The following is a 21,941-nucleotide window of genomic DNA, read 5'->3' as shown; positions in this document are numbered from 1 at the left end:
CTTTTTGAGTTAGTGAAGATGAACTAAACCTTGAAATTCTTCATTATTAATCCTTAGAATAACAACCCCCAAAAATGTCTGCATATTTCAAGTCTACTTTGGTTTTGCTTTTCTCCCTGCTGATCAGCGTACAGTCATTTGCGCAGCTTATTGCTCCGCCTAACTGGTCCATTGAGTTGGATAAAAAGAACCTAAAGGTCGGAGAGGAGGCTAAAATTGTATTCAAAGCCCAAATTCCCAAAGATTGGTACATTTACAGCAATGACTTTGACCCGGATCTGGGGCCAATGTTGACAGAACTGAATGTGGATAAGTCTTCTGGGCTGGAATTGACAGGGGAGTTAAAGGCCGTCAATCCCAAATCCAAATTTGACGAAATCTGGGAAGGTGATGTGACTTATTTTGAAGGGACAGGGACTTTCGAACAAAAAATCAAAATTACGGGAAGTAATGTCTCCATCGAGGGCTCCATTGGGTATCAAATGTGTTCAGATGTTACCGGGCAATGCATTCCCTTTGATGAAGATTTTATACTGACTGCCCAAGCAGAGGGGTCTGCCAATTCAGATGTGGGGAATACTGATAGCCCAGAATCAAGTGAAGTTGAAAATGAAGAACCGCAGGTCGAACAGGGTAATGGCGAAAATCAGGATTCGGGCCGTTCTTTTATAGATTTGGAAGAAGAAGATCAGGCAGGTTTGATTGGGTTTATGATTGTGGCTTTTTTGGCAGGTTTGGCAGCCTTACTTACCCCCTGCGTGTTTCCTATGATCCCAATGACGGTGACATTCTTTACGGGCAGGTCCAAGTCCCGGATACAGGGAATCAGAAATGCCTCGATATATGGACTGTCCATCATTGCGATATATACCATTGCAGGTACCGCAGTGGCAGCCATCCAAGGTCCTGAATTTGCCAACTGGTTGTCCACGCATTGGGTGCCCAATGTCTTTTTTTTCTTGGTATTTATCTTTTTTGCATTTGCCTTTTTGGGCATGTTTGAACTTACCTTGCCGAGCAGTTTTGTAAATAAGATTGATGCCAAAGCGGATAAAGGTGGCCTTACCGGGATTTTCTTTATGGCTTTCACCTTGGTTTTGGTTTCCTTTTCATGCACTGGACCTATTGTAGGATCCATTTTGATCAAAGCAGCAGGTGGAGACTTCATTACTCCCATAGCCGGGATGTTTGCTTTTTCATTGGCATTTGCCATCCCTTTTACCTTGTTTGCGATCTTTCCCGAGTGGTTGAATTCCTTGCCTAAATCAGGTGGGTGGCTGAATTCGGTAAAGGTGGTTTTGGGCTTTTTGGAATTGGCCCTGGCCTTCAAGTTCCTTTCCGTAGCTGATCAGGTATACCATTGGGGCCTTCTGGACAGGGACATTTACATCGCCATTTGGATTGTGATTTTTGCATTGCTTGGATTTTATCTTTTGGGAAAAATCAGGACAAAGAACGATTCTCCTTTGGATTACATAAGTGTTCCGAGGTTAATGCTGGCTATCAGCACCTTTGTTTTTGTGGTGTATCTGATTCCGGGCTTGTGGGGTGCTCCTCTTAAGGCACTTTCTGGGTACCTCCCTCCGATGGCTACGCATGATTTTAACCTGACTGAAAACAGAGGAATTGCCAGCAGCCAGGAGAATCAGTTAGATGATGTACCTAAGTATGCGGAATTTCTCCATTTCCCACATGGAATTCAAGGGTACTTTGATTATGAACAGGCTTTGGAAGCTTCCAAAAGAAATGGCAAACCTCTTTTTATAGACTTCACCGGTCATGGTTGTGTCAATTGCCGGGAGATGGAGGCCAGGGTATGGTCCGAGGCACCCGTATTGCAAAGATTGAAGGAAGACTTTGTGATGGTGGCTTTGTACATTGACGAGCGCTATGAACTGCCGGAGGAGGAGTGGTATACTTCGGAGTATGATGGAAAAGTGAAAAAGACGATCGGTAAGCAAAACGCTGATTTTCAAATCACCAGGTTTAACAATAATGCACAACCTTATTATGTGATTTTGGACCACAATGAGGAGCTCCTTGTAAGACCCAAAGCCTATGATACCAATGTGCAGAATTTTGTTGAGTTTCTCGAAGAAGCCAAGGATGAGTTTACAAGGAGGTAGGTTTTTGAACCACAGATTTTCATAGATCCGCACAGATAATAAGGCCATCATTTTACTCTGTTAGAAGAACGATCTGTGTGGCCAATTTTAATTTACATGATTATCCGCTTACTTACTAGTAGAACCTAAATATTGAAATAAACCTATGATTTCAAGCCAATCCCGATAAACCGGGACAAGTTATCCATGAATATCAAATATCTATAAGTATCGGATTGATCTAGGTCCTTATTTAAATTGGTTAGTGATATAATTGCGGATATACATATTAATTTATTTGGTCCAAAGCATGAAGCAAGTACATGTGATTTTTGGCGCGGTGGAGGTTTTGTGCTTCGTATTTGATCTGGTAGTAAATATTACCGTTCAGGTAGTCTGCCAAGAACCTAAAGCCCATGATACAGGTCATCAATTTTCCCCCGAAGCTTAAAGAAGCAATTTCACTCTTCGTCAAATAGTCCTTACCTCCTTCTAAAAAACCCTCGTAAAGCGCCTTATACTTTGATTTATCCACATTTATATTCTCCCAATTTATGGAATGCTCATGCTCTGTACAGGCTACCGTTCTCACCAGGTCTCCGAAATCGTAAAAAGCAAATCCCGCCATAATGGTATCAAGATCAATTACTGCCTGTACTGTGGATAAGTCTTTAGAAAAAATGAGGTTGTTGATCTTAGTGTCATTGTGAGTAAGTCTCAAAGGCAGTTTAGTAGCCCAAATCCTGTATTCTTCTACTAGTTTTTTTTGATCAAGATAAAAGTCAATCAGCTCCTTCAATTCATGATTTAGCTCCCTCTTGGTGTTTTCCACAGCCTTTAAAAGTTGCCTGTATCTCAGTTCCAGGTCATTAAAACCCCCTATCACTTCCTGTAGGTCATTGGCCTGAATATGTTTTCCCGCATTGATCAGCTGTGAAAATGCTTTAGCCGCCATAAAAGCATGATGGGGATCCTCAATTTCATTCATGCAAATCCCTTCCACATAAGGAGAAAACCTGAAAAGACCATCTGTCAATTGGGTAAATACCTCTCCGTTTTTATTGGGAACAGGCAAGGGCAGATCAAAAGGAATGTTTTTTCTATTGATCTCCCTGAGCATTATCAGGTGATTGTGTGAGATTTTTTCAGGTGCAGTAAAGACCTTGCTGTTGAATTGTTGTAAAATCAATTGGCCTTCTGTACTGTCTACACGAAAAGTTTTGTGGATATGTCCATCGCCAAAGGGAACAAGACTATTAGGTTCCAGCCTAAAATCATATTTATTCTCTAATTCGGAAATCCAAAAAGGCGGTTTTGTTGTATGGTCTAATTTTTCAGACATAAATAAGGGAAATCAAAGTCCAAAACTGCGGTAAATTTGTCTAATTTGGAATCAGACCCTTTGCAAATACTGCATAAATATTTACATTAGTAAAATTTATTAAAGAAGTTTAATAAGGAAAATTAAAAAAATTAACAAACCCTTCCCAATATTACCTAAGAATCCCAAAGCCTATGAATATTTCTCTGATCGACTGGGGCATTATTTTAGCCTTCTTTGTCATTTCTATGCTGATCGGTGTCTTTACCTCCAAGAAGGCGGGAAAGTCCGCCAAAGAATTTTTTCTTTCCGGACGGAATATGCCTTGGTGGCTACTCGGGGTGTCCATGGTTGCTACCACATTCTCCGCTGATACTCCTAATTTGGTCACTGACATAGTCAGAAAGGACGGGGTTTCGGGCAACTGGGTCTGGTGGGCATTCCTTTTGACGGGAATGTTGACCGTATTTGTGTACGCCAAACTTTGGAGAAGGTCAGAGGTGACCACGGACCTGGAGTTTTATGAGCTGAGGTATGGTGGCAAGCCGGCGGCATTTCTTAGGGCCTTTCGTGCCCTTTACTTAGGTGTTTTTTTCAATGTGGTCATTATGGCCACTGTATCTTTAGCGGCAATAAAAATAGGTGGGGTGATGTTAGGTCTGAGTCCGGTAGAGACCTTGTTGATAGCCTCTGTAGTGACTGTAATTTATTCTTCTCTTGGGGGTTTGAAAGGCGTACTATTGACAGACTTCTTCCAGTTTTTTATCGCCATGGCCGGTGCGATAGGGGCTGCTATTTACGTTTTGGATATGCCGGAGATAGGATCTTTGGATAATCTCCTGACCCATCCTAATGTTTCTGATAAGTTGGATTTTTTCCCGGATTTCAACAATTGGAACTTGGTCGTTCCCCTTTTGATCATGCCATTGGCCATACAATGGTGGGCAACCTGGTACCCCGGTGCGGAACCTGGTGGCGGAGGGTATATCGCACAAAGGATGCTTTCTGCCAAAGATGAAAAAAATGCCATTGGTGCCACCTTGTTTTTCAATATTGCCCACTATGGGATGAGGCCTTGGCCCTGGATCATCATAGCCCTTTCTTCCCTGATCATTTTCCCAAATGTCTCTGATATGCAGGAAGCATTTCCGCATATTCCTGTGGATAAGTTGGGCAATGACCTGGCCTATTCTGCCATGCTGACCTTTCTGCCCACAGGTTTGATAGGTATTGTCCTGGCTTCTCTGATAGCAGCGGTGATGTCCACTTTATCCACACACCTGAATTGGGGGTCTTCTTATGTGGTCAATGATTTTTACCTTAGATTTCTCAAGCCTGAGGCCACAGACAAGGAGCTGGTTATGGTAGGTAGGTTATCCACAGTCCTGCTGATGGTTTTGGCAGCATTTCTTGCGTTGGCTCTTTCCAATGCATTGGAAGCCTTCAACATACTCTTACAGATCGGTGCGGGAACAGGATTGATATTTATTCTCCGTTGGTTTTGGTGGAGGATCAATGCTTACACAGAGATTTACGCAATGGTGATTTCATTTGCAGTGGCTATCTTTTTTGAGGTTATCAATCCAAATATTCAATTGATCCCAATACCGGAAGATATGGCTTATTTAAAGCTTTTATACGGAGTGGGCATTACTACTGTAGGCTGGATTTTGGCCACCTTAATGACCAAACCTGAAAAAGATGAGGTTTTGGTGTCATTTTATAGAAAAGTGAGACCTGCTTCATTTGGCTGGAAAAAAGTACTGGACAGATTTCCTGAAGAAAAGCAGGAGCAGGGTCAGCTTCCTATGGAAATTGGCTTGATGCTTATCGGCTCTATTATGGTCTATGCCGTACTTTTTGCAGTAGGGTTCTGGATTTATGGAAATACGCTTTCTGCGATCATAGCCACTGTAGTAGCTATTGCAGGAGGAGTGATTATATTCAGGAGCTGGAAAAAGATGCGTTAAAAGATAGCAGAAGAGCTTTTCCAAAGTGGAGTACTTTGGAAAAGCTTTAATGCTTTGGCAAACCTTATTTTTTAAACTCCAAAGTATTCATCAGGTGTACCATATCTGTTTTGATATATTCAATGGAGGGTGCCAAAGAATCATTTTTCATCGCGGTATCAAAGTAAAGTGCTCCCCTGAGGAAATTCTTGGTTGAGTCAGTCACAAAAAATTGAAACTGTGTAGGGACTTCGCCCGATAGTTCCGCCACTACAGCGGTATATCCATTTGGTGTCAGTCCTACTGATTCATCAATGCCATAAGCCTTTACCTGGTGTTTGGCAGTGAGGTTGATGGCATCATTAAGGACTGCTTTGACATCCTTGTCCTTGGTGTCCAGTTGCAGGTAGGTAAGGTGTACTTTTCCTCCCAGATCCCTGTAATTGAGGTTGATCCAGTATTTTTCTGCCAGATTGAAACTATCAGGTTCTACAATGCTATGTACAGAATGCTCAAAAGTATATGGTTTGTCTTTTTCCAGCTGGGTGAACTCCCTCTCCGGAAGGTCTATTCTGTTATAACCTTTGGGTTTTGGAAAGTAATCTCCCTGACAGGCAGAGAGTAAAGATATTAGTATCAATGTGGCAATAACTCTACGCATACATTCAAAGTTATCAAAATGGTTTGAAATCAACCGGGATCAACGGATATTTATACTTTATTCTAAATACAGATGTTATGACAATCAGACAAAAATTCTTTTCAGCCGCCTGTGCCATTGGATTATTTCTAGTGGCTTCTTTAGGTGCCAATGCCCAGACTACTATGGAGGAGTTTCTTTCAAAGTGGGAGGGAAGCATGCAGTTTACTATGGATGTGGTGGATAAAATGCCTGAGGACAAATTGGATTACAAGCCACATGAGTCCGCAATGAGTTTTAAGGAGCAGATTTTGCATCTTTCCGGTGCTGCTGCCGGAATTAGCCAAAGGTTTCTCGGCGGACCTGATGCCAAGGACATTTTGGAAGCAACTCCTTCTGGAAAAGAGGAAATCAAAGCCCATGTAAAGCTTTGCTTTGAATATGCAAAGAAGGTATTCCAATCTGTGCCTGAAAGTGAATGGGGTGAAAGCATTGAAATCTTTGGTGGCAATACAGCTACTAAAAGACAGGTGATGTCTTTGATAGATGACCACACCACACATCACAGAGGTGCTGCGATCTCTTATATCAGAGCCAACGGCATTGAACCTCCTGCATTCAGGGGACTTTAATCCCGATCAAGCAAACTATAAGCCCATTGTTTTACCATTTGAAAACAATGGGCTTTTTTAATAGGGTCAATTAGAAATTTTTACCTTACCCATTCAGTTTTTTCGGCCACAGGACGTCTTCTTCCCAATGGCCACCTGTCAGTAGCTGGCTTTGCCACATAGAAAAATCCCATCAACATATCCTCATCTTCCAGGCCAAACCAAGCCTTTGCTTCAGGCCAGAAAGTAGGGCCGCCAGTACCCCAATAAGCCGCCAATCCGTGTGCTGAGGCTGTCAGGTACATGTTCTGAACAGCCATGGCGACCGCGGAAATTTCTTCCATGACAGGAAGGTTTGCCTTTAGGTCCCTTTTCATTTTGATGGCAATAATATGGGAGGCTTTTAGCGGATTTTCTTTGAATTTGTTGTAGGTCGCTTCTATGAAATTTCCGTTTTTGTTTGCCCTTTCTCTATATAGTTCGGCCTGGAAATCAGCAAATTTTTTGAGACCTTCCCCGGAAAAAACAGTAAATGACCATGGCTCGGTCAGTTTATGGGTAGGTGCCCAGTTGGCGTTTTCCAACATTTCAAGAATGATGGCATCGTCTACAGGATCATTTTCCTTGAATTGTGCGACAAACATGGACCTACGTCCGCGGATGATTTTATTGACTTCTTCTATATTGAATTCCGGTCTTTCCATAATTGGTTTTAGATTAATTTGCTATGAGTTGTAATGCTGATTTTTGAAAAATGGTTTCTTTGTTTCTGTAATTTCATGGGGAATGCAATGAGACATCTATTTCCTTTTGAATCCTTATTGCCTTAGCGTCCTTTGCGTGAACCATTTATTTCTCGCCAAGACGCAAGGACGCTAAGATGATAGGGTTATTTTATTTATGATTTACGAAGTACTAGGCCTTGACCATACTCCAATCCATCTTATGTCTAGCGTCTTTTGTCCCGATTGACCATAATAATATTAAAGGCCTTGAACCGGCAATTCGCTGCGTCTTCCGTGAAATCGTAGCGCCCGCCGCGTGAACCTTAATTGCCATGAAGACATAAAGTCACAAAGAAGACTTCAACTTGTCATTTTGAACGAAGTGAAAAATCCGTGTTAGCATATTTTGAATAGGCCCTTCCTTACTACCATTGACATCGATCGGGGCGACACGTCACTCTGAGTGAAGCGAAGAGTCTCTTGATAAAAAAGGCAGGAGATTCTTCCTTCGTACCAATGAAAATTAGCTATTTCACGCGGCGATCGCTGCGTGAAACTTTTTGTCATTTGATTATCTGTAAATGCCAAATTTTAATATCTACCATTGACAGAAACGTACGTCACTCTGACGAAGGAAGAGTCTCCCAAAATAGACGAGATCTCCCGCAATGCTGCGGGACAGGCTTTCATCTCCGCAAGCTCCGATTACCATTGACATAAGCCTATTTCTGGTTTAGTTCAACCCCTTTAGGGTTGGGCTTCAACTCTATTTCATGAATTCCCCGGGTTGCTACCCGGGGCTATTCATGGTTTAACCCCTTTGGGGTTTTTAATCAACTGTCATCCTCTTTCTGTAAATGTCAATTTTAATAACTCAGAATGACGCAGCAACAGAGGTCATTCTCTTTTCTATACATTTCCTAAATGTTAAAATCTCAGGATGACGGTTACTCTTAACAGTCAATGATAAGACTGAGAATTACACATTCATTTCAATGGCCTTTTTCACCAGTTCCACTGCTGTGCTGACACCGAGCTTGGCATGAATTCTCTTTCGGTGCGCTTCCACGGTATGCTGACTGAGGCTGAGCATTTCTGCGATCTCTTTATTGAGTTTGCCATCTTTGATCATCCTGATAATTTCCAATTCCCTTCTTGAGAGTTTGAATTTTTCTTTAAAGTGATCTGGGTATCCATTTGGTTCGCTTTGGAAAAGAACTCTCTTATAATCCAGTACATAACTGCCTTCAAAAACCTCCCTGATGGTATAGATCAGCTCATCTGGATCCGATCCTTTGAGCACATACGCATTGGCACCGCTGTTGATGGCTTTGTCATAGACCAACTGATCGTCATACATGGACAAAACAATTATTTTGGCATGGGGTACATGTTTCCTGATCCCATTGATCACCCCTATCCCATCGAGTTTGGGCATGTTCATGTCTGTCAGAATAATATCCACCTTGTTTTTTTTCACATGTTCCACCAAGTCTTTTCCGTTGTGGAACATGGCAGTTACCAAAAGGTCATCCTCTTCTTCCAAAAGGCCTTTGATTCCTTTTGCAAACATCTTATGGTCATCTGCCAGTACTATTCTGATCATGGTTGTTGGGGGTGATTAAAAACTAATTTACTCAATCTAATTCTGTTCAGGCAAATTAAGCTTGATAAACGTCCCTTTTTCTGGTATGGACTGTATTTCTATGGTACCTCCGAGGGTTTCCATTCTTTTTTTGAGATTACTCATTCCAGACCCTTCTGACTGTTCGGTTAGATCAAATCCCTCTCCATCATCCTTGATTTCGATCCTTGCTTTGCCATCTTTGTTGAATACTCCTACACTGATCAGGTCCGGAGCAGCATGTTTGATGGCATTGTTGAGGATTTCCTGAAAGACCCGGATCAGGATAAGTTTTTTGTCTTTGGCCAGCTGTAGCTCTGCGCCTTCCTGCACCCACTCCACTTCACAGAATTCGGCATGTCTGAGTTTTTCCAGCTCTTTTTTTATATAATCTTCCAAGCTGATGGATTCCACCCAATCCAGGTTGAGGCTCTTGGAAAGGCTCCTAACCTCTTTGATGACTTCATTGATGATACTTTTACTTTCGGAGATTCCGTTGGGCCGGGAACTACCAAGGTTGATTTTGGCGAGGGAAAGCATCTGACCAATATTGTCGTGGAGCTCTCTGCCAACATAGGATAAAGTCTCTTCCCTGATTTCCTTTTCCACATTGAGAATGGTGTTTTCAAATTTTGCCTCCATGGTGGCTACCTTTTGGCGGTTTTCCAGTTGGCGCTGCCTGTGATAGATGACCATGATGACAATAAAAGACACCATCAAGAGCATCAGAAAAAAGCCCAAAAGAATGATTACAAACAGATCTGAACCGTTATTTTCCATTGGTAAATGCTATAAGGGAACCACTGGGGATTAAATTGAAAGGACAATCAACCCTTTAAATTATGGTTTTATCTGCAATTTATGTTTACAAATTCTGATTTCCCTAAGAAAGAATTTGATCAAAGGATGAAAATTGGGGTGTAAAAATCACTAAATGTAGGTACAAAACCTATTGGTCAGGATATTGACTTATTTATTATGCTTTCATTTTTGAAAATCAAAGGGGCATAAAAAGCCAGGCCCATGACCAGGTACATGCTGGATCCTAGAATTTTCATTAAAAAATTTAATTGTGTGTAATAAGCAATATCAATTTTATCATAGAAAAAGTTGAAAGATACGAAATAGAGAAATGAGCAGGAATAAAAGAACAGTACAAAAGAGACTATCCAAAAATCAGGAATTGAAATCAAACTTTGGTTTAAATATTTGTCTTTGGTCAAAACCTCATAAAAATAATAAAAACACATTCCTATAATGATGAAACTACTTAAAGCCCAAGAATAATTATGAAAGGTGCTTGCTATGGGTTGAAAATAAATAGAGTTGATAATTATCCAGGTGATATAAACGCCAGATAATAAAAGGATCGATTTGTTTCGGTTGAGAATGAAGTAAAAAAATATAAACAATAAAGATATACTGATGGTGATATAACCAATATTGATAACCAGGGAATTGTTGATTTTAGAAAGCTGAAGGTCACGGGCCATTACCTCAGTAATACTGGTGCCCAACAAGACCAAGAAGATGATAAGATGTTTTTTCCTGTATTCTTTTTGAGCAAAAAAGAAGTAAGGGATACTGACTAGCATCCCTGCGATGATCAAAATGTTATACCAAAATAAAACTCCCATATTTTTGGTTTAAGGAGTACAATCTGGAGGACACACACTTCCTGCATTTAATGGGCTGGGACCACCACTGCTTTTAAGGCTTAGTGTATCTTTATCAGATTCTTGAGGTGATTCTGAATATATGTCTTCATATTCAGTTTTTGTCTTGTTGGAAGCAACAAGTGCGAGGGAGAGTCTTCCAATATAATCGTGTTTTTCACGTCTTTCGCGAGGGAGCATTTCTACATTTTCCTTGTCATATTGTCCGAAGTAGATTTTGATTCCGCCGGTTTTGGGATCTGTCATATCCAAGAGTTTTTGGATGGAATCCCTGTCAAACCAAACCCAGTTAGATTGCTCCTCTATGGGCTTTCCTCTGCCGTTGTTGGCCTTGATACTTTTTTTGGCTGCTTGTTGGTAGGCCTTTCTGAATGCTTCAAGTTCTTTTCTGTTCATGATCGCTATTGTTAGATTTTTCTTATAAGTAAATACTTTAGGAATACAGTGGTATGGAGCCTCTTTTAGCCATTGGTGACCGGAGATTGGGTAGGACAAATGCAAACCCAAAGACCAAGTACATCAAACTTGCCATTAGCTTATTCAAATTAAACATGATATTGACATTTTTGAGTACAAATTCCGGATAAAATTGATATGCTCCAAATAGTAACAGGGCTTCTAAATAAAAAAACAGTACTACGAAGCCTATCCAAAAGTGCGGAATGTAAATGAGTTTTTCTTCAGGATCGATCCTCAGTGTCAGAATCTGCTGGATAAGTCGGGAGGATAATACAATAAGTAAAATACCAAAAGGCAATAAAGAATAATACTGTAAGGCACCTGAAATGGGCTCAAACAAAAGACTGTTAAGAACTGCCCAGATGACCAATAGACCAGTCAGCTGTACTATCCTTTTTCTCCATACCAAGGACTGTTCGAGGGAATAAAAATAGGCAATGAGCAGAAAAGACTCCAAATATATCCACCCTATATTGTACAAGAGCGTATTGTTGATTTTTTGGGAAGCAGTATATGCCCCGGCCAACTCGAGAACCAACACCACAAAAAGAGTAATGGAGATAAGGTTGATTTGGGTTTTGCTCCTCTTCCCGAATTTGGGTCTTAAAATGAGGAGTAGGATTAAACTTAACCCTATTATAAAGTGATAAAAACCAGGCAAGACTTCTTCGTTTGGTAAGTCTGCAAAGTAGTGTAAATATAAAAGCGAAAAAATCCCCTGTACAGGGTAATTTTGAAGCAAAATGACACAAAAAAAGGAGCTGGATGACTCCAACTCCTTTTACTTTATAAAATTATCTTATTATACGTTGCTTTGCCAGTAAACTTGAAACTTAGTATCAAAGATCGTTTTTATAGAATATCAACCAATATCGAATATCAATTAGTATCTATTCAGACTATTTTGTAAGTCAGTTAACAAACTGGCATCAATACGTTTATTTATCTAAAACCGTTAGACATTATGCCGTCTTTTTGGCAGGTGCTGTCTGCGGAGAATTGTCCGCTTCCAGTTCTCTTTTCATCAAATCCACTACGATAGGTGTAGCGATATAAATCGAAGAATAAGTACCTACCAATACACCGATCATCAAAGCAAAAGAGAAGCCTCTCAATACTTCACCACCGAAAATCAACAAGACCAATACCACTATCAAAGTAGTGGCAGAAGTGATCAATGTTCTGGCCATGGTCTGATTGATGGCATCATTAAACATCTTCACCAGCTTGGATGTACCTCTGTTGCTGATGTTTTCTCTGATACGGTCAAATACAATCACGGTATCGTTGATGGAGTAACCTACTACTGTCAGTACAGCGGCGATAAATACCTGGTCAATCTCAAATGTAGCTCCCAAAGCCGTAGCGATCGCAAAAGCAGCAATCACAAAGAACACATCGTGTACCAAAGCTATGATGGAACCCAATGAGAACTGCCACTTACGGAACCTCAACAAGATGTAAAGGAAGATGGCTACCAAAGCAAAGAACATCGCATTGACAGAAGAGTTTTTGATGTCGTCTGCTACGGTGGCACCTACTTTGGAAGAGCCCGTGATCGCGAATTGTGTTTCGCCCAGATTTTCTGCATCTGTGGAATAAGTCAAGCCCAATACCGAGGCTATACCTTCTCTCACTTTGGTTTCCACTTCCTGGTTGGAAGCATCATCATCCTCATTGATGAGGTAAGAAGTAGTGACTTTCATGATATTGTTTGCACCATAAGTTTTTACTTCTACAGAGCCATCGAACTCTCCGTCCAATCCAACTTTTAATTCTGAAGCAGATACTGGCTCTGAAAATTCTACTATGTAAGACCTACCACCTGTAAAGTCCACGCCGAATTTCAGGCCATTGATCGCAGCGATAGCTAGACCAACTACGATGATAGAGGTAGAAATGAGGTAGGCCACTTTTCTTTTGCTCAGGAAGTCAATGTTAAGTTCGCTGAGGATATTTCTTGCAAGCGGAGTTTCAAAGGAAACCTTGCTCTTTTCACCTTTAGTGGTCATCCAGCTTACAATTACTCTTGTGATAAATACCGCAGAGAAGAAAGAAGAAGCAATACCGATCATCAATACGATGGCAAATCCTTTGACAGGCCCCTGTCCCAAAGCATAGAGAATGGCACCGGTAAGGAAAGTGGTTACGTTGGAGTCAAGAATGGCGGAGAATGCTTTATTATAACCTTGGTTGATGGCTACAAGTAGCCCTGCTCCGTTTCGTAATTCTTCTTTGATCCTTTCGAAAATAAGTACGTTGGCATCAATAGACATACCAATGGTCAACACAATACCCGCAATACCGGGCAAGGTAAGTGCCGCTCCCAACTGGGCAAGAATTCCTAAGATAAAGAAGATGTTGAATACCAATGCTGCGATGGCTACCAAGCCACCTTTAGCATAGTAGGCTACAATAAACAATACTACCAAAACAAGACCCGCTACCATGGAAATCAAACCTTGGTTGAGGGCTTCTTTACCTAATGTCGGTCCTATGATCGCTTCTTCCACAATTCTGGTCGGAGCAGGAAGTGAACCTGACTTTAGGATGTTGGCCAAATCCTTCGCTTCTTCAATGGAGAAATTACCGGTGATTTCAGATTGTCCGGATGGGATTTCACTTTGTACCACAGGGGCAGTATACACATAATCATCAAGCACTACTGCTATTCTTTTTCCGATGCTTTCAGAAGTTAGTTTTCTCCACTTTCTTGCACCTTCGGCATTCATTTGCATGCTGACAGCAGGCCTGGAAGTCTGATCCAAAGTTTGTCTGGCATCAGTCACTACATCACCTTCCAAAGGAGCCTGATCACTTGCCCTATTGTATCTGATACCAAATAGCTCCAACAACTCCATGTTGCCTTCCACGATTGGTTTTACTGACCATAGGAATTTTACGTTTCTAGGCAAAAGAGACCTTACGTCTTCTCTGGCCAATATTCTGTTGATGGTCACAGTGTCTCTTACTTCGTAAACCAATCCCTGATTGGATCTTGTCAAAGAGAAAAGCGGAGAGATCTCGGAAGAGAAATCATCTAGATCTGCGCCTTCGGACAATTGTCTTTCAAGCTCTGAAGCTAAGTCTTCTTCTTCGGTAGCCTCATCTTGGTCTTCTTCCTCTGCCGGAGCAGTTTGGCTGGAGCTGGCTTTTTGTTCAGCGACAAGTAGGCTGTTCACCGCTTCCAGTTCGCTCAGGTAGTCATTGATTTCAGCTACTTCCCAAAACTGTAGCTTGGCCACACCTTGAAGGAGGTTTCTTACCCTTTCAGGATTGTCCACTCCAGGAAGTTCGATCTGGATTCTACCGGATCCTTGGATTCTTTGGATATTTGGCTGGGAAGTACCAAACCTATCTACCCTGGTTCTAAGGATATTGAAGGAACGCTCGATGGCATTTTCGATTTCTCCATCAATGATTCCGAGGATTTCAGAATCGGAAGATTCCAAAGAAATACGGCCTCTGTTGGCTGCTGTAGCGAAAATTTCGCTGAGCTTTCTGTTGGAAGCTGCCTGCTGCCACTGGGAGTAGAACAGGTTTACAAACTTTTCATTGCTGGTCTTGGATGCTTCAGAAGCACGGTCAAGAGCAGTATTGAAAGCCTGATCTTTGGAGTTGCCGGAAAGTCCTTTCAGGATTTCTACCGGAGACACTTCCAATGTCACGTGCATACCTCCCTGAAGGTCAAGTCCAAGACCCAATTCTGTTTCTTTGATTTCTTTATAGGTAAATTTAGCACCCAGGAAGTTGTAGACAGGTTCTCTGTAAATAGAGTCCAAGTAAGCTTGTTTCATGGCAAAGTCTACATTGCCTACCTCATCTGTGGCATAATCCACGGCTTTTTGGTTGAAACTGTTTGATACAAATGTGAATGACAGGTAATACAGACACAAAGCTGTAATCACTACAGTCAAAAACACTACGACACCTTTGTTACGCATGTTATTTAGGAATTTATAAGTTTTTTATGGATTGAATGTGGCCACTATATAGCAGTGGCGGCTGTAAAGAAGCTAAAAAAGATCAGGGTGCATTGGGTGAAATGATCCTTTCGAGGAGTATTTCCCAATAGGGTAAATGAATAGGAAGGTAAGAAACGGTTCCTGCCAGGTTTACTTTTTCAACCTTGATATGTTCATAGATGAGGTAAAAAATCTGTTGTCCTACAGTGGTGACAAAAGGAACTACTGCATCTACTGCAACATTTAAGAATGTTTGATTTTCATCTTGGCTGCCCTGGTTTTCATTGTATTCTTTTTGATCCTGTGGGTTGTCCAGTGAATGGGTATGAATGAACTCAGCACCGGTAACCAACATACAGAATGCAAGCACGAGGATCAGACTGACCCTTTGCTTCCATACATTGATATGTTGCTGACTTTTGTTCATGGGTCGCAAATATATAGTAAAATGTTTGTAGATGGAAAGAATTCTTGTGAAAACAAGTTAATCAATTGGAAATCTATAGGTTAGGCGCAATTGCGGTCTTGGCCCTCAGGTATACTTTGATGACATCCAAAGCCCGCTCAAAGTTTCTGTTGTTGGGCACAATGATGTCCGCGTCATGCTTGAATGGCTCAATGTACTTTTCGTAAGTAGGCATTACGTGCATTTCGTACCTGTAAAGTACATCGTCCAGGTCATAGCCCCTTTCTACCTTGTCCCTTACGATTCTCCTTTTGAGCTTGATGTATTCTTTGGCATCTATAAAGACCTTGAGGTCAAGTAAATCAGCCAGTTCCGGATAATACAATACGAAAATTCCTTCTACCACCACCACCGGTGCGGGGGCAAATTCCAGCATTTTCGGTTTTTTGTTGGGGTTGTTGAAGGTATATTCCTGCCTGTAGACGGTTTCTCCATTGCCGATTTTTCTGATGTCTTCGGCATATTGCTCAAAATCAATGGAGTTGGGTGTATCGAAATTGTGCACCCCTTTATCGTCAATAGGCTGTAGGTGTCTTGGCTTGTAATAATTGTCCTGGGAAATCAAACAGACCTGACCAGGTTCGAATGTATGCAGCAGTTTGTCTAAAAAAAGAGTTTTTCCTGAGGCACTTCCACCTGTGATACCTACAATAAAGGGCTTCTTCATGGGGGACAAAAATAAGGATTATTTTAGAAACCTTACCAATTCCCTTACTGCCTTGCCCCGGTGGCTGATCTGATTTTTTTCCTGAAGACTGAGTTCGGCGAAGCTTTTTCGGTAGCCATTGGGTCTGAATACGGGGTCATACCCAAAGCCCCCATGGCCTGTTTTTTCTGTCAAAATCTCTCCTTCCGCTATACCGGTAAAGCTGTTTTCATTGCCTCCCTGTATAAGTGCAATTACGGTTTTGAACCTTGCAGTCCTGTTTTTTATGCCTTTCAATTTTTCCAAAAGCAGTTCCAGGTTTCTTTCATCACTGCGGGGCTCACCCGCAAATCTGCCCGAATATACTCCTGGAGCTCCTTCAAGCGCATCTACCTCAAGCCCTGTGTCATCTGCAAAACAGTCCACACCATAATGCTCAAAAACATAGCGGGCCTTTTGAAAAGCATTGTGTTCCAATGTATCTCCTGTCTCCGGAAGTTCTTCGTGGCATCCAATTTCGGCTAGGGATACTACAGTAAAATCGCTGCCAAGAGCAGCCTTTACTTCCTCGATTTTCTTGGGATTATTAGTAGCAAAGCATATTTTTTTCATAAATACAAAGTAATCCAAACGGATAGAAATAAAAAAATCCCTCACTTGCGTGAAGGATTTTTTCAGTGAATTATGGCTGTAATTAGTCCTGCTTTGTCGAATAAAAGATCAGATAAAACCTGCCAGGTCTATAAACCAAAACAGCTTTTATTTTGATGATATCAAAAGGCGACCTGGCAGGTTTTTTTTGTCATTTTCAAACCTCATTCAATAAGTTTAGGTGATCAGTATCAGAATCAAGAGAATAATGATTATGGCACCCACAGAAAGGTAAACACCACCGCCGATTTCTTTGGTTTCTTTTTTCAGCTCGCGAAGCTCATCGCGCATTTCCTTTCTTTCTTCTTTGCTCATGTCAGAGAAGTCAGAAGCTTTGATTTCTTCTACCCTGTTTTCGATCTCCACCAGTCTGGTTTTCTGCTCTTCAGTGAGCTCTGGTTTTTCTTTTTTAGGGGTTTTTGCCGTGCTGGCTGGCACAAACGCCGCCATCAAAAACATTACCGACAAAAAATACACTAACTTTTTCATAAGGTATTTATTTAGGTGAATGAAATATTAAAATGTCTGAAATCAAATTACCAATAATTAGACCAAAAATTAACTTTATCAACACCTGCACCTTTCAAAAAATCATGAATAAGACGGGATTTATCCGTCCCCTTTTACATTATTATTTGTAATTTAGCCCACCTTCGAAAACATTTTTTTCGACAAGACAATAAATCAGAACAAAACCAAAAACATACACCTATGTCCTCCAAAGGAGATAAAAAACTCTTTCTGCTTGATGCCATGGCCCTTATCTACAGGGCGCATTTTGCTTTTTCCAAAAACCCAAGGATCAATTCCAAAGGACTCAATACCGGTATCATGCTGGGGTTTACCAATACACTCCTGGAAGTGATTGAAAAAGAGAAGCCTACCCATATAGCAGTGGCATTTGATACCAAGGCGCCAACGTTTCGGCATACTCAGTTTGAAGCATACAAGGCCAACCGACAGGAGCAGCCTGAGGACATAGAAATCGGGATTCCATGGGTCAAGCAGCTAGTGGAGGCCTTTAATATACCCGTTTTGGAACTGGATGGCTTCGAAGCCGACGATATCATAGGGACTATAGCCAAGAAGGCAGAACGCACCAGTTTTGTGGTCTACATGATGACCCCGGATAAGGATTATGGGCAATTGGTAGATGAACATATCTACCTGTACAAGCCGGCCTTTATGGGGAATGCAGTGGACATAATGGGGCCAAAAGAGGTCTGTGCTAAGTGGGACATTGAGAATGTGGATCAGGTGAGAGACATACTAGGCCTGATGGGTGATGCGGTAGACAATATTCCGGGAATACCAGGTATTGGGGAAAAGACTGCTGTCAAACTCCTGAAAGCTTATGGCAGCATAGAAGAACTCCTGCAGCATACTGATGACCTAAAAGGCAAACAAAAGGAAAACGTAGTGAATTTTGGTCAGCAGGGACTGCTATCAAAGGAGCTTGCTACCATCAAGATTGATGTGCCTGTAGATTTCGACGAAAAGGCACTTCGGTATGATGGTCCGGATGAGGAGAAGCTAAAGGCTCTTTTTGCAGAACTCGAATTCAGGACACTCACCCAACGGGTATTTGGAGAAAAAATGAAAAAGCCTCAGGTAAAGGTGTCCGATCAGTTGGGGCTTTTTACCGGGGACGCCGATACTCAGGAAGAAGATGTGCCTGAAGAAAATCCTCTTCCTGTACCGGTATTGCATGATAGCATCATTACCACTGCACACGATTACCACAAGGTAGAAAGTGAAGAGGAAATAAAGGAATTGCTCAAATACCTGGAAATCCAAGAGGAATTTTGTTTTGATACGGAAACTACCGCCCTTAATCCTAACGATGCCGAACTCGTAGGGCTTTCTTTCGCCTACGTGCCCGGAGAAGCTTTTTACATTCCTTTTCCGGAAAATCAGGAGGAAGCAAAAAGGAAACTGGAGCTTTTCAGGGAAATTTTTGAAAATGAAAACATCACCAAAATCGGCCAAAATGTAAAATATGATCTTTTGGTGTTGAAAAATTATGGGGTGGATGTGAAGGGCAAATTGTATGATACCATGTTGGCCCATTACCTGATCGAGCCAGAGGGAAAGCATTCCATGGATTGGCTGGCACAGCAGTATTTGAATTACAAGCCTGTTTCCATTGAATCCCTAATTGGGAAAAAGGGCAAAAACCAGGGCAATATGCGAGATGTGGAAGTAGACGAAGTCGTGGCTTATGCGGCAGAGGATGCAGATATTACGCTGAAGCTAAAGCAAAAACTGGATCCTTTGGTCAGGGAAAATGGCGTGGAAAAATTGCTTCATGAAGTGGAGAATCCTCTGATTGAGGTATTGACAGAGATGGAATTTGAAGGTGTGAGGATAGATACAGAAAGTCTAGCCGAAATGTCAAAATCCCTGGAAGAAGAGAGCAAGGAAATAGAAAAAAGGGTCTATGAGCTCGCAGGAGAGGAATTTAATCTTTCTTCGCCCAAGCAACTGGGAGAAATACTTTTTGTCAAGCTTAACCTGGATCCCAAAGCCAAAAAAACCAAAACAGGTCAGTTTGCCACAGGGGAGGAAGTGCTCAGCAAGATGGCTTCAGAGCATGAGATCGCTAGGGTCATCCTGGAATACAGGCAGATTGTCAAACTCAAGTCCACTTATGTAGATGCCTTGCCCACCATGATCAACCCGAAGACAGGCAGGGTGCATACTACCTACAACCAATTTGTGGCAGCTACAGGAAGGTTGTCTTCTATCAATCCCAACTTGCAGAATATTCCTATCCGTACGGAGAGGGGAAGGGAAATCAGGAAGGCTTTTGTCCCCAGAGACGAAAACCATGTGTTGTTGGCAGCGGATTACTCCCAGATAGAGCTGAGGATCATGGCCGCTTTTTCCAAGGACGAATCCATGATAGAAGCTTTCAAAAACGGCAGGGACATTCACGCCACCACAGCTGCCAAGATTTTTCAGGTGCCTTTGGAGGAAGTCACTTCAGACATGAGGAGAAAAGCAAAAACAGCCAATTTTGGAATTATCTACGGCATCTCAGCATTTGGTCTCTCACAGCGCCTGAGCATTTCGAGGACAGAAGCCAAAGAAATCATTGATGCCTATTTCAAGGAGTTTCCGGCAGTCAAAGCCTACATGGACGGGGCTATAGAAAAAGCAAGGAAAAATGAATTTGTGGAAACCCTTCTAGGGAGAAGACGCTACCTAAGGGATATCAACAGTAGGAATCAGACCATGCGTGGTTTTGCTGAAAGAAACGCCATCAATGCTCCTATCCAGGGATCTGCGGCAGATATGATCAAAATTGCGATGATCAATGTGCACAAATGGATGAAGGAAGAAAAGCTGAAATCCAAGATGATCCTTCAGGTACATGATGAATTGGTATTTGATGCGGTCAAGGAAGAATTGGATTTACTGAAGAAGGAAATCCCCAGACTCATGTCTTCTGCTGTCAAGCTGGAAGTGCCTGTGGTAGTAGAAACCGGCACCGGAAACGACTGGTTGGAGGCGCATTAAAAAAGATTTTAGACCTTAGACACTAGACATGAGACTTGAGTATGTAGTATATAAAAAGATTTGCCCCTGGGGATATGTTGTACCAAGTACCAAGTACCTGTTAAAAATGTAATTTCTCTATTCTGGTTTTCGTGTCTTAAAAACCTTGTTTCTTGGTTCTTCCCATCGCACTTCTCACTTCTAAAGTCTATAAAAATGCCTAAAATAAAAACCAGCTTTTTCTGCCAGAACTGTGGTGCACAGAGTCTAAAGTGGATAGGCAAATGCCCCGCTTGTGGGGAATGGAATACGTATGTAGAAGAATTGGTTCAAAAGGAGGAATCAGGACTGGGAAGCTGGAAGTCAGGAGGCCAAAAGGAAAAAAGGACCAATAAACCTAAAAAACTCTCAGAAATAGATTACTCAGTTGCCCCTAGGACTATCACCCACGACATGGAACTTGACAGGGTGCTAGGAGGCGGAATTGTTCCTGGATCTCTGGTATTGATTGGAGGAGAGCCGGGAATCGGCAAGTCTACCCTGATGCTTCAGATAGCCCTTTCCCTGTCCAATAGGCGTGTGCTTTATGTATCGGGAGAGGAAAGCGAATCTCAGATCAAAATGCGTGCGGAGCGCATGCAGTTCCACTCAGAGAATTGCTACGTCTTATCTGAGACCAATACCCAGCAGATTTTTGAACAGATTGAAATTTTGAAGCCAGAGGTCTTGGTCATAGATTCAATACAGACACTTCATAGCAGGCACATAGAATCTGCTGCCGGATCTGTCTCCCAAGTACGGGAGTGTACCGCGGAGTTGATGCGGTTTGCTAAGGAAACAGGCACACCGGTTTTCTTGATCGGGCATATCACCAAAGACGGTTCCATTGCCGGCCCAAAGGTACTGGAACATATGGTGGATACAGTACTTCAATTTGAAGGTGACAGGCATCTTAGCTACAGGATTCTTCGGACTTCCAAAAACAGGTTTGGTAGTACCAATGAGCTGGGGATCTATGAAATGAGGGCTGATGGACTCAGGCAAGTGGCCAATCCCTCCGAAATCCTCATGACCCAGCGTGAAGAACAGCTCAATGGAGTAGCTATAGGAGCCATGATGGAAGGAAACAGGCCACTTTTGATTGAGATACAATCTTTGGTCAGTCCAGCTACCTATGGTACTCCTCAGCGCAGTAGCACGGGTTTTGATGCCAAGAGGCTCAATATGCTTTTGGCTGTCCTGGAAAAAAGAGGCGGGATGCGGCTGGGACAGCAGGATGTCTTCCTCAATGTAGCAGGCGGCCTGAAAGTAGATGACCCCGCATTGGACCTGACGGTATGTGCCTCTTTGCTGTCATCGTACGAAGATACCGCCGTTCCGGAAGACATATGTTTTGCAGGAGAGGTTGGACTGGGTGGAGAGATCAGGGCTGTTCATAGGATAGAAAACAGGATTGCAGAAGCGGAGAAGCTTGGATTCAAAAAAATCGTAGTATCTAAATATGCCATAAGAGGACTGGATATGAGAAAATTCAAAATTGAAGTGATCGCAGTCAGTAAGTTGGAAGAAATGTATCAGGGTCTTTTTGCTTAATCAGGATAG

General features: G+C 42.0%; 18 protein-coding genes. 5 read left to right on the top strand and 13 right to left on the bottom strand.

What is annotated here, in order from left to right; all coding sequences use genetic code 11:
• Positions 1-74: 74 nt before the first annotated feature.
• On the top strand, positions 75-2,126 hold the full coding sequence (locus EGN73_RS15705; RefSeq protein ID WP_219291940.1) for a protein-disulfide reductase DsbD family protein: 2,052 nt from the start codon (positions 75-77) through the stop codon (positions 2,124-2,126).
• A gap of 268 nt (positions 2,127-2,394) precedes the next feature.
• On the opposite strand, the gene EGN73_RS15700 is transcribed toward EGN73_RS15705, so the two are convergent.
• On the bottom strand, positions 2,395-3,447 hold the full coding sequence (locus tag EGN73_RS15700) for a phosphotransferase enzyme family protein (protein ID WP_219291937.1): 1,053 nt from the start codon (positions 3,445-3,447) through the stop codon (positions 2,395-2,397).
• 173 nt (positions 3,448-3,620) lie between these two features.
• On the opposite strand from EGN73_RS15700, the gene EGN73_RS15695 reads away from it, so the two are divergent.
• A complete protein-coding gene (locus EGN73_RS15695; RefSeq protein ID WP_219291934.1) occupies positions 3,621-5,396 on the top strand; it encodes a sodium:solute symporter family protein in 1,776 nt (591 codons plus the stop codon).
• A 64-nt stretch (positions 5,397-5,460) separates the two neighbouring features.
• On the opposite strand, the gene gldD is transcribed toward EGN73_RS15695, so the two are convergent.
• Complete coding sequence (gldD, locus tag EGN73_RS15690) at positions 5,461-6,036, bottom strand: gliding motility lipoprotein GldD (RefSeq protein ID WP_219291931.1); 576 nt, start codon at positions 6,034-6,036, stop codon at positions 5,461-5,463.
• A 77-nt stretch (positions 6,037-6,113) separates the two neighbouring features.
• On the opposite strand from gldD, the gene EGN73_RS15685 reads away from it, so the two are divergent.
• Complete coding sequence (locus EGN73_RS15685; protein ID WP_246611610.1) at positions 6,114-6,647, top strand: DinB family protein; 534 nt, start codon at positions 6,114-6,116, stop codon at positions 6,645-6,647.
• A gap of 80 nt (positions 6,648-6,727) precedes the next feature.
• Here EGN73_RS15685 and EGN73_RS15680 read toward each other — a convergent pair whose 3' ends face one another.
• The 11 genes from EGN73_RS15680 to EGN73_RS15630 all read right to left on the bottom strand — a co-directional run bounded on the left by EGN73_RS15680 (position 6,728) and on the right by EGN73_RS15630 (position 17,327).
• Positions 6,728-7,330 (bottom strand): nitroreductase family protein, encoded by a 603-nt coding sequence (locus EGN73_RS15680; protein ID WP_219291928.1) that lies wholly within the window; start codon positions 7,328-7,330, stop codon positions 6,728-6,730.
• Positions 7,331-8,330: 1,000 nt separating this feature from the next.
• Positions 8,331-8,957, bottom strand: a complete 627-nt coding sequence (locus EGN73_RS15675; RefSeq protein WP_219291923.1) for a response regulator — start codon at positions 8,955-8,957, stop codon at positions 8,331-8,333.
• Between the two features lie 36 nt (positions 8,958-8,993).
• Entirely contained in the window at positions 8,994-9,755 is a 762-nt protein-coding gene (locus EGN73_RS15670; protein WP_219291921.1) for a sensor histidine kinase, read from the bottom strand.
• 176 nt (positions 9,756-9,931) lie between these two features.
• The gene (locus EGN73_RS15665) at positions 9,932-10,612 is read right to left on the bottom strand and encodes a hypothetical protein (RefSeq protein WP_219291918.1); all 681 of its coding nucleotides are present in this window, start codon (positions 10,610-10,612) and stop codon (positions 9,932-9,934) included.
• Positions 10,613-10,621: 9 nt separating this feature from the next.
• Complete coding sequence (locus tag EGN73_RS15660; RefSeq protein WP_219291915.1) at positions 10,622-11,047, bottom strand: hypothetical protein; 426 nt, start codon at positions 11,045-11,047, stop codon at positions 10,622-10,624.
• 37 nt (positions 11,048-11,084) lie between these two features.
• Positions 11,085-11,885 (bottom strand): hypothetical protein, encoded by an 801-nt coding sequence (locus EGN73_RS15655; RefSeq protein WP_246611609.1) that lies wholly within the window; start codon positions 11,883-11,885, stop codon positions 11,085-11,087.
• A gap of 187 nt (positions 11,886-12,072) precedes the next feature.
• Entirely contained in the window at positions 12,073-15,054 is a 2,982-nt protein-coding gene (gene secDF / locus EGN73_RS15650) for a protein translocase subunit SecDF (RefSeq protein WP_219291912.1), read from the bottom strand.
• A gap of 82 nt (positions 15,055-15,136) precedes the next feature.
• The gene (locus EGN73_RS15645; protein ID WP_219291909.1) at positions 15,137-15,502 is read right to left on the bottom strand and encodes a hypothetical protein; all 366 of its coding nucleotides are present in this window, start codon (positions 15,500-15,502) and stop codon (positions 15,137-15,139) included.
• Between the two features lie 73 nt (positions 15,503-15,575).
• On the bottom strand, positions 15,576-16,208 hold the full coding sequence (udk, locus tag EGN73_RS15640; RefSeq protein ID WP_219291906.1) for a uridine kinase: 633 nt from the start codon (positions 16,206-16,208) through the stop codon (positions 15,576-15,578).
• Between the two features lie 18 nt (positions 16,209-16,226).
• Complete coding sequence (locus EGN73_RS15635; RefSeq protein WP_219291903.1) at positions 16,227-16,799, bottom strand: non-canonical purine NTP diphosphatase; 573 nt, start codon at positions 16,797-16,799, stop codon at positions 16,227-16,229.
• 216 nt (positions 16,800-17,015) lie between these two features.
• Positions 17,016-17,327, bottom strand: a complete 312-nt coding sequence (locus tag EGN73_RS15630; protein WP_219291900.1) for a hypothetical protein — start codon at positions 17,325-17,327, stop codon at positions 17,016-17,018.
• 222 nt (positions 17,328-17,549) lie between these two features.
• Here EGN73_RS15630 and polA point away from each other — a divergent pair, with 222 nt between their 5' ends.
• Together polA and radA are read left to right on the top strand one after the other, a co-directional pair.
• A complete protein-coding gene (polA, locus tag EGN73_RS15625) occupies positions 17,550-20,360 on the top strand; it encodes a DNA polymerase I (RefSeq protein WP_219291897.1) in 2,811 nt (936 codons plus the stop codon).
• 195 nt (positions 20,361-20,555) lie between these two features.
• Positions 20,556-21,932, top strand: coding sequence for a DNA repair protein RadA (gene radA, locus EGN73_RS15620; protein WP_219291893.1), 1,377 nt, complete (start codon positions 20,556-20,558; stop codon positions 21,930-21,932).
• Positions 21,933-21,941 lie beyond the last annotated feature (9 nt).

Origin of the sequence: Arthrospiribacter ruber, assembly GCF_019343195.1 — a bacterium.
GTDB lineage: Bacteria > Bacteroidota > Bacteroidia > Cytophagales > Cyclobacteriaceae > Arthrospiribacter > Arthrospiribacter ruber.
Note: the sequence above shows the minus strand (reverse complement) of the source record. Positions and strands in the feature narration are given on the sequence as shown.

Excerpts from the sequence above, each read along its gene's own strand:
- EGN73_RS15675 (WP_219291923.1), bottom strand. The coding sequence starts at position 8,957 with ATGATCAGAATAGTACTGGCAGATGACCATAAGATGTTTGCAAAAGGA.
- EGN73_RS15630 (WP_219291900.1), bottom strand. The coding sequence starts at position 17,327 with ATGAAAAAGTTAGTGTATTTTTTGTCGGTAATGTTTTTGATGGCGGCG.
- EGN73_RS15695 (WP_219291934.1), top strand. The coding sequence starts at position 3,621 with ATGAATATTTCTCTGATCGACTGGGGCATTATTTTAGCCTTCTTTGTC.
- EGN73_RS15665 (WP_219291918.1), bottom strand. The coding sequence starts at position 10,612 with ATGGGAGTTTTATTTTGGTATAACATTTTGATCATCGCAGGGATGCTA.
- EGN73_RS15660 (WP_219291915.1), bottom strand. The coding sequence starts at position 11,047 with ATGAACAGAAAAGAACTTGAAGCATTCAGAAAGGCCTACCAACAAGCA.
- polA (WP_219291897.1), top strand. The coding sequence starts at position 17,550 with ATGTCCTCCAAAGGAGATAAAAAACTCTTTCTGCTTGATGCCATGGCC.
- EGN73_RS15670 (WP_219291921.1), bottom strand. The coding sequence starts at position 9,755 with ATGGAAAATAACGGTTCAGATCTGTTTGTAATCATTCTTTTGGGCTTT.
- udk (WP_219291906.1), bottom strand. The coding sequence starts at position 16,208 with ATGAAGAAGCCCTTTATTGTAGGTATCACAGGTGGAAGTGCCTCAGGA.
- EGN73_RS15705 (WP_219291940.1), top strand. The coding sequence starts at position 75 with ATGTCTGCATATTTCAAGTCTACTTTGGTTTTGCTTTTCTCCCTGCTG.
- EGN73_RS15635 (WP_219291903.1), bottom strand. The coding sequence starts at position 16,799 with ATGAAAAAAATATGCTTTGCTACTAATAATCCCAAGAAAATCGAGGAA.
- EGN73_RS15645 (WP_219291909.1), bottom strand. The coding sequence starts at position 15,502 with ATGAACAAAAGTCAGCAACATATCAATGTATGGAAGCAAAGGGTCAGT.
- EGN73_RS15700 (WP_219291937.1), bottom strand. The coding sequence starts at position 3,447 with ATGTCTGAAAAATTAGACCATACAACAAAACCGCCTTTTTGGATTTCC.
- secDF (WP_219291912.1), bottom strand. The coding sequence starts at position 15,054 with ATGCGTAACAAAGGTGTCGTAGTGTTTTTGACTGTAGTGATTACAGCT.
- EGN73_RS15685 (WP_246611610.1), top strand. The coding sequence starts at position 6,114 with ATGACAATCAGACAAAAATTCTTTTCAGCCGCCTGTGCCATTGGATTA.
- EGN73_RS15680 (WP_219291928.1), bottom strand. The coding sequence starts at position 7,330 with ATGGAAAGACCGGAATTCAATATAGAAGAAGTCAATAAAATCATCCGC.
- radA (WP_219291893.1), top strand. The coding sequence starts at position 20,556 with ATGCCTAAAATAAAAACCAGCTTTTTCTGCCAGAACTGTGGTGCACAG.
- gldD (WP_219291931.1), bottom strand. The coding sequence starts at position 6,036 with ATGCGTAGAGTTATTGCCACATTGATACTAATATCTTTACTCTCTGCC.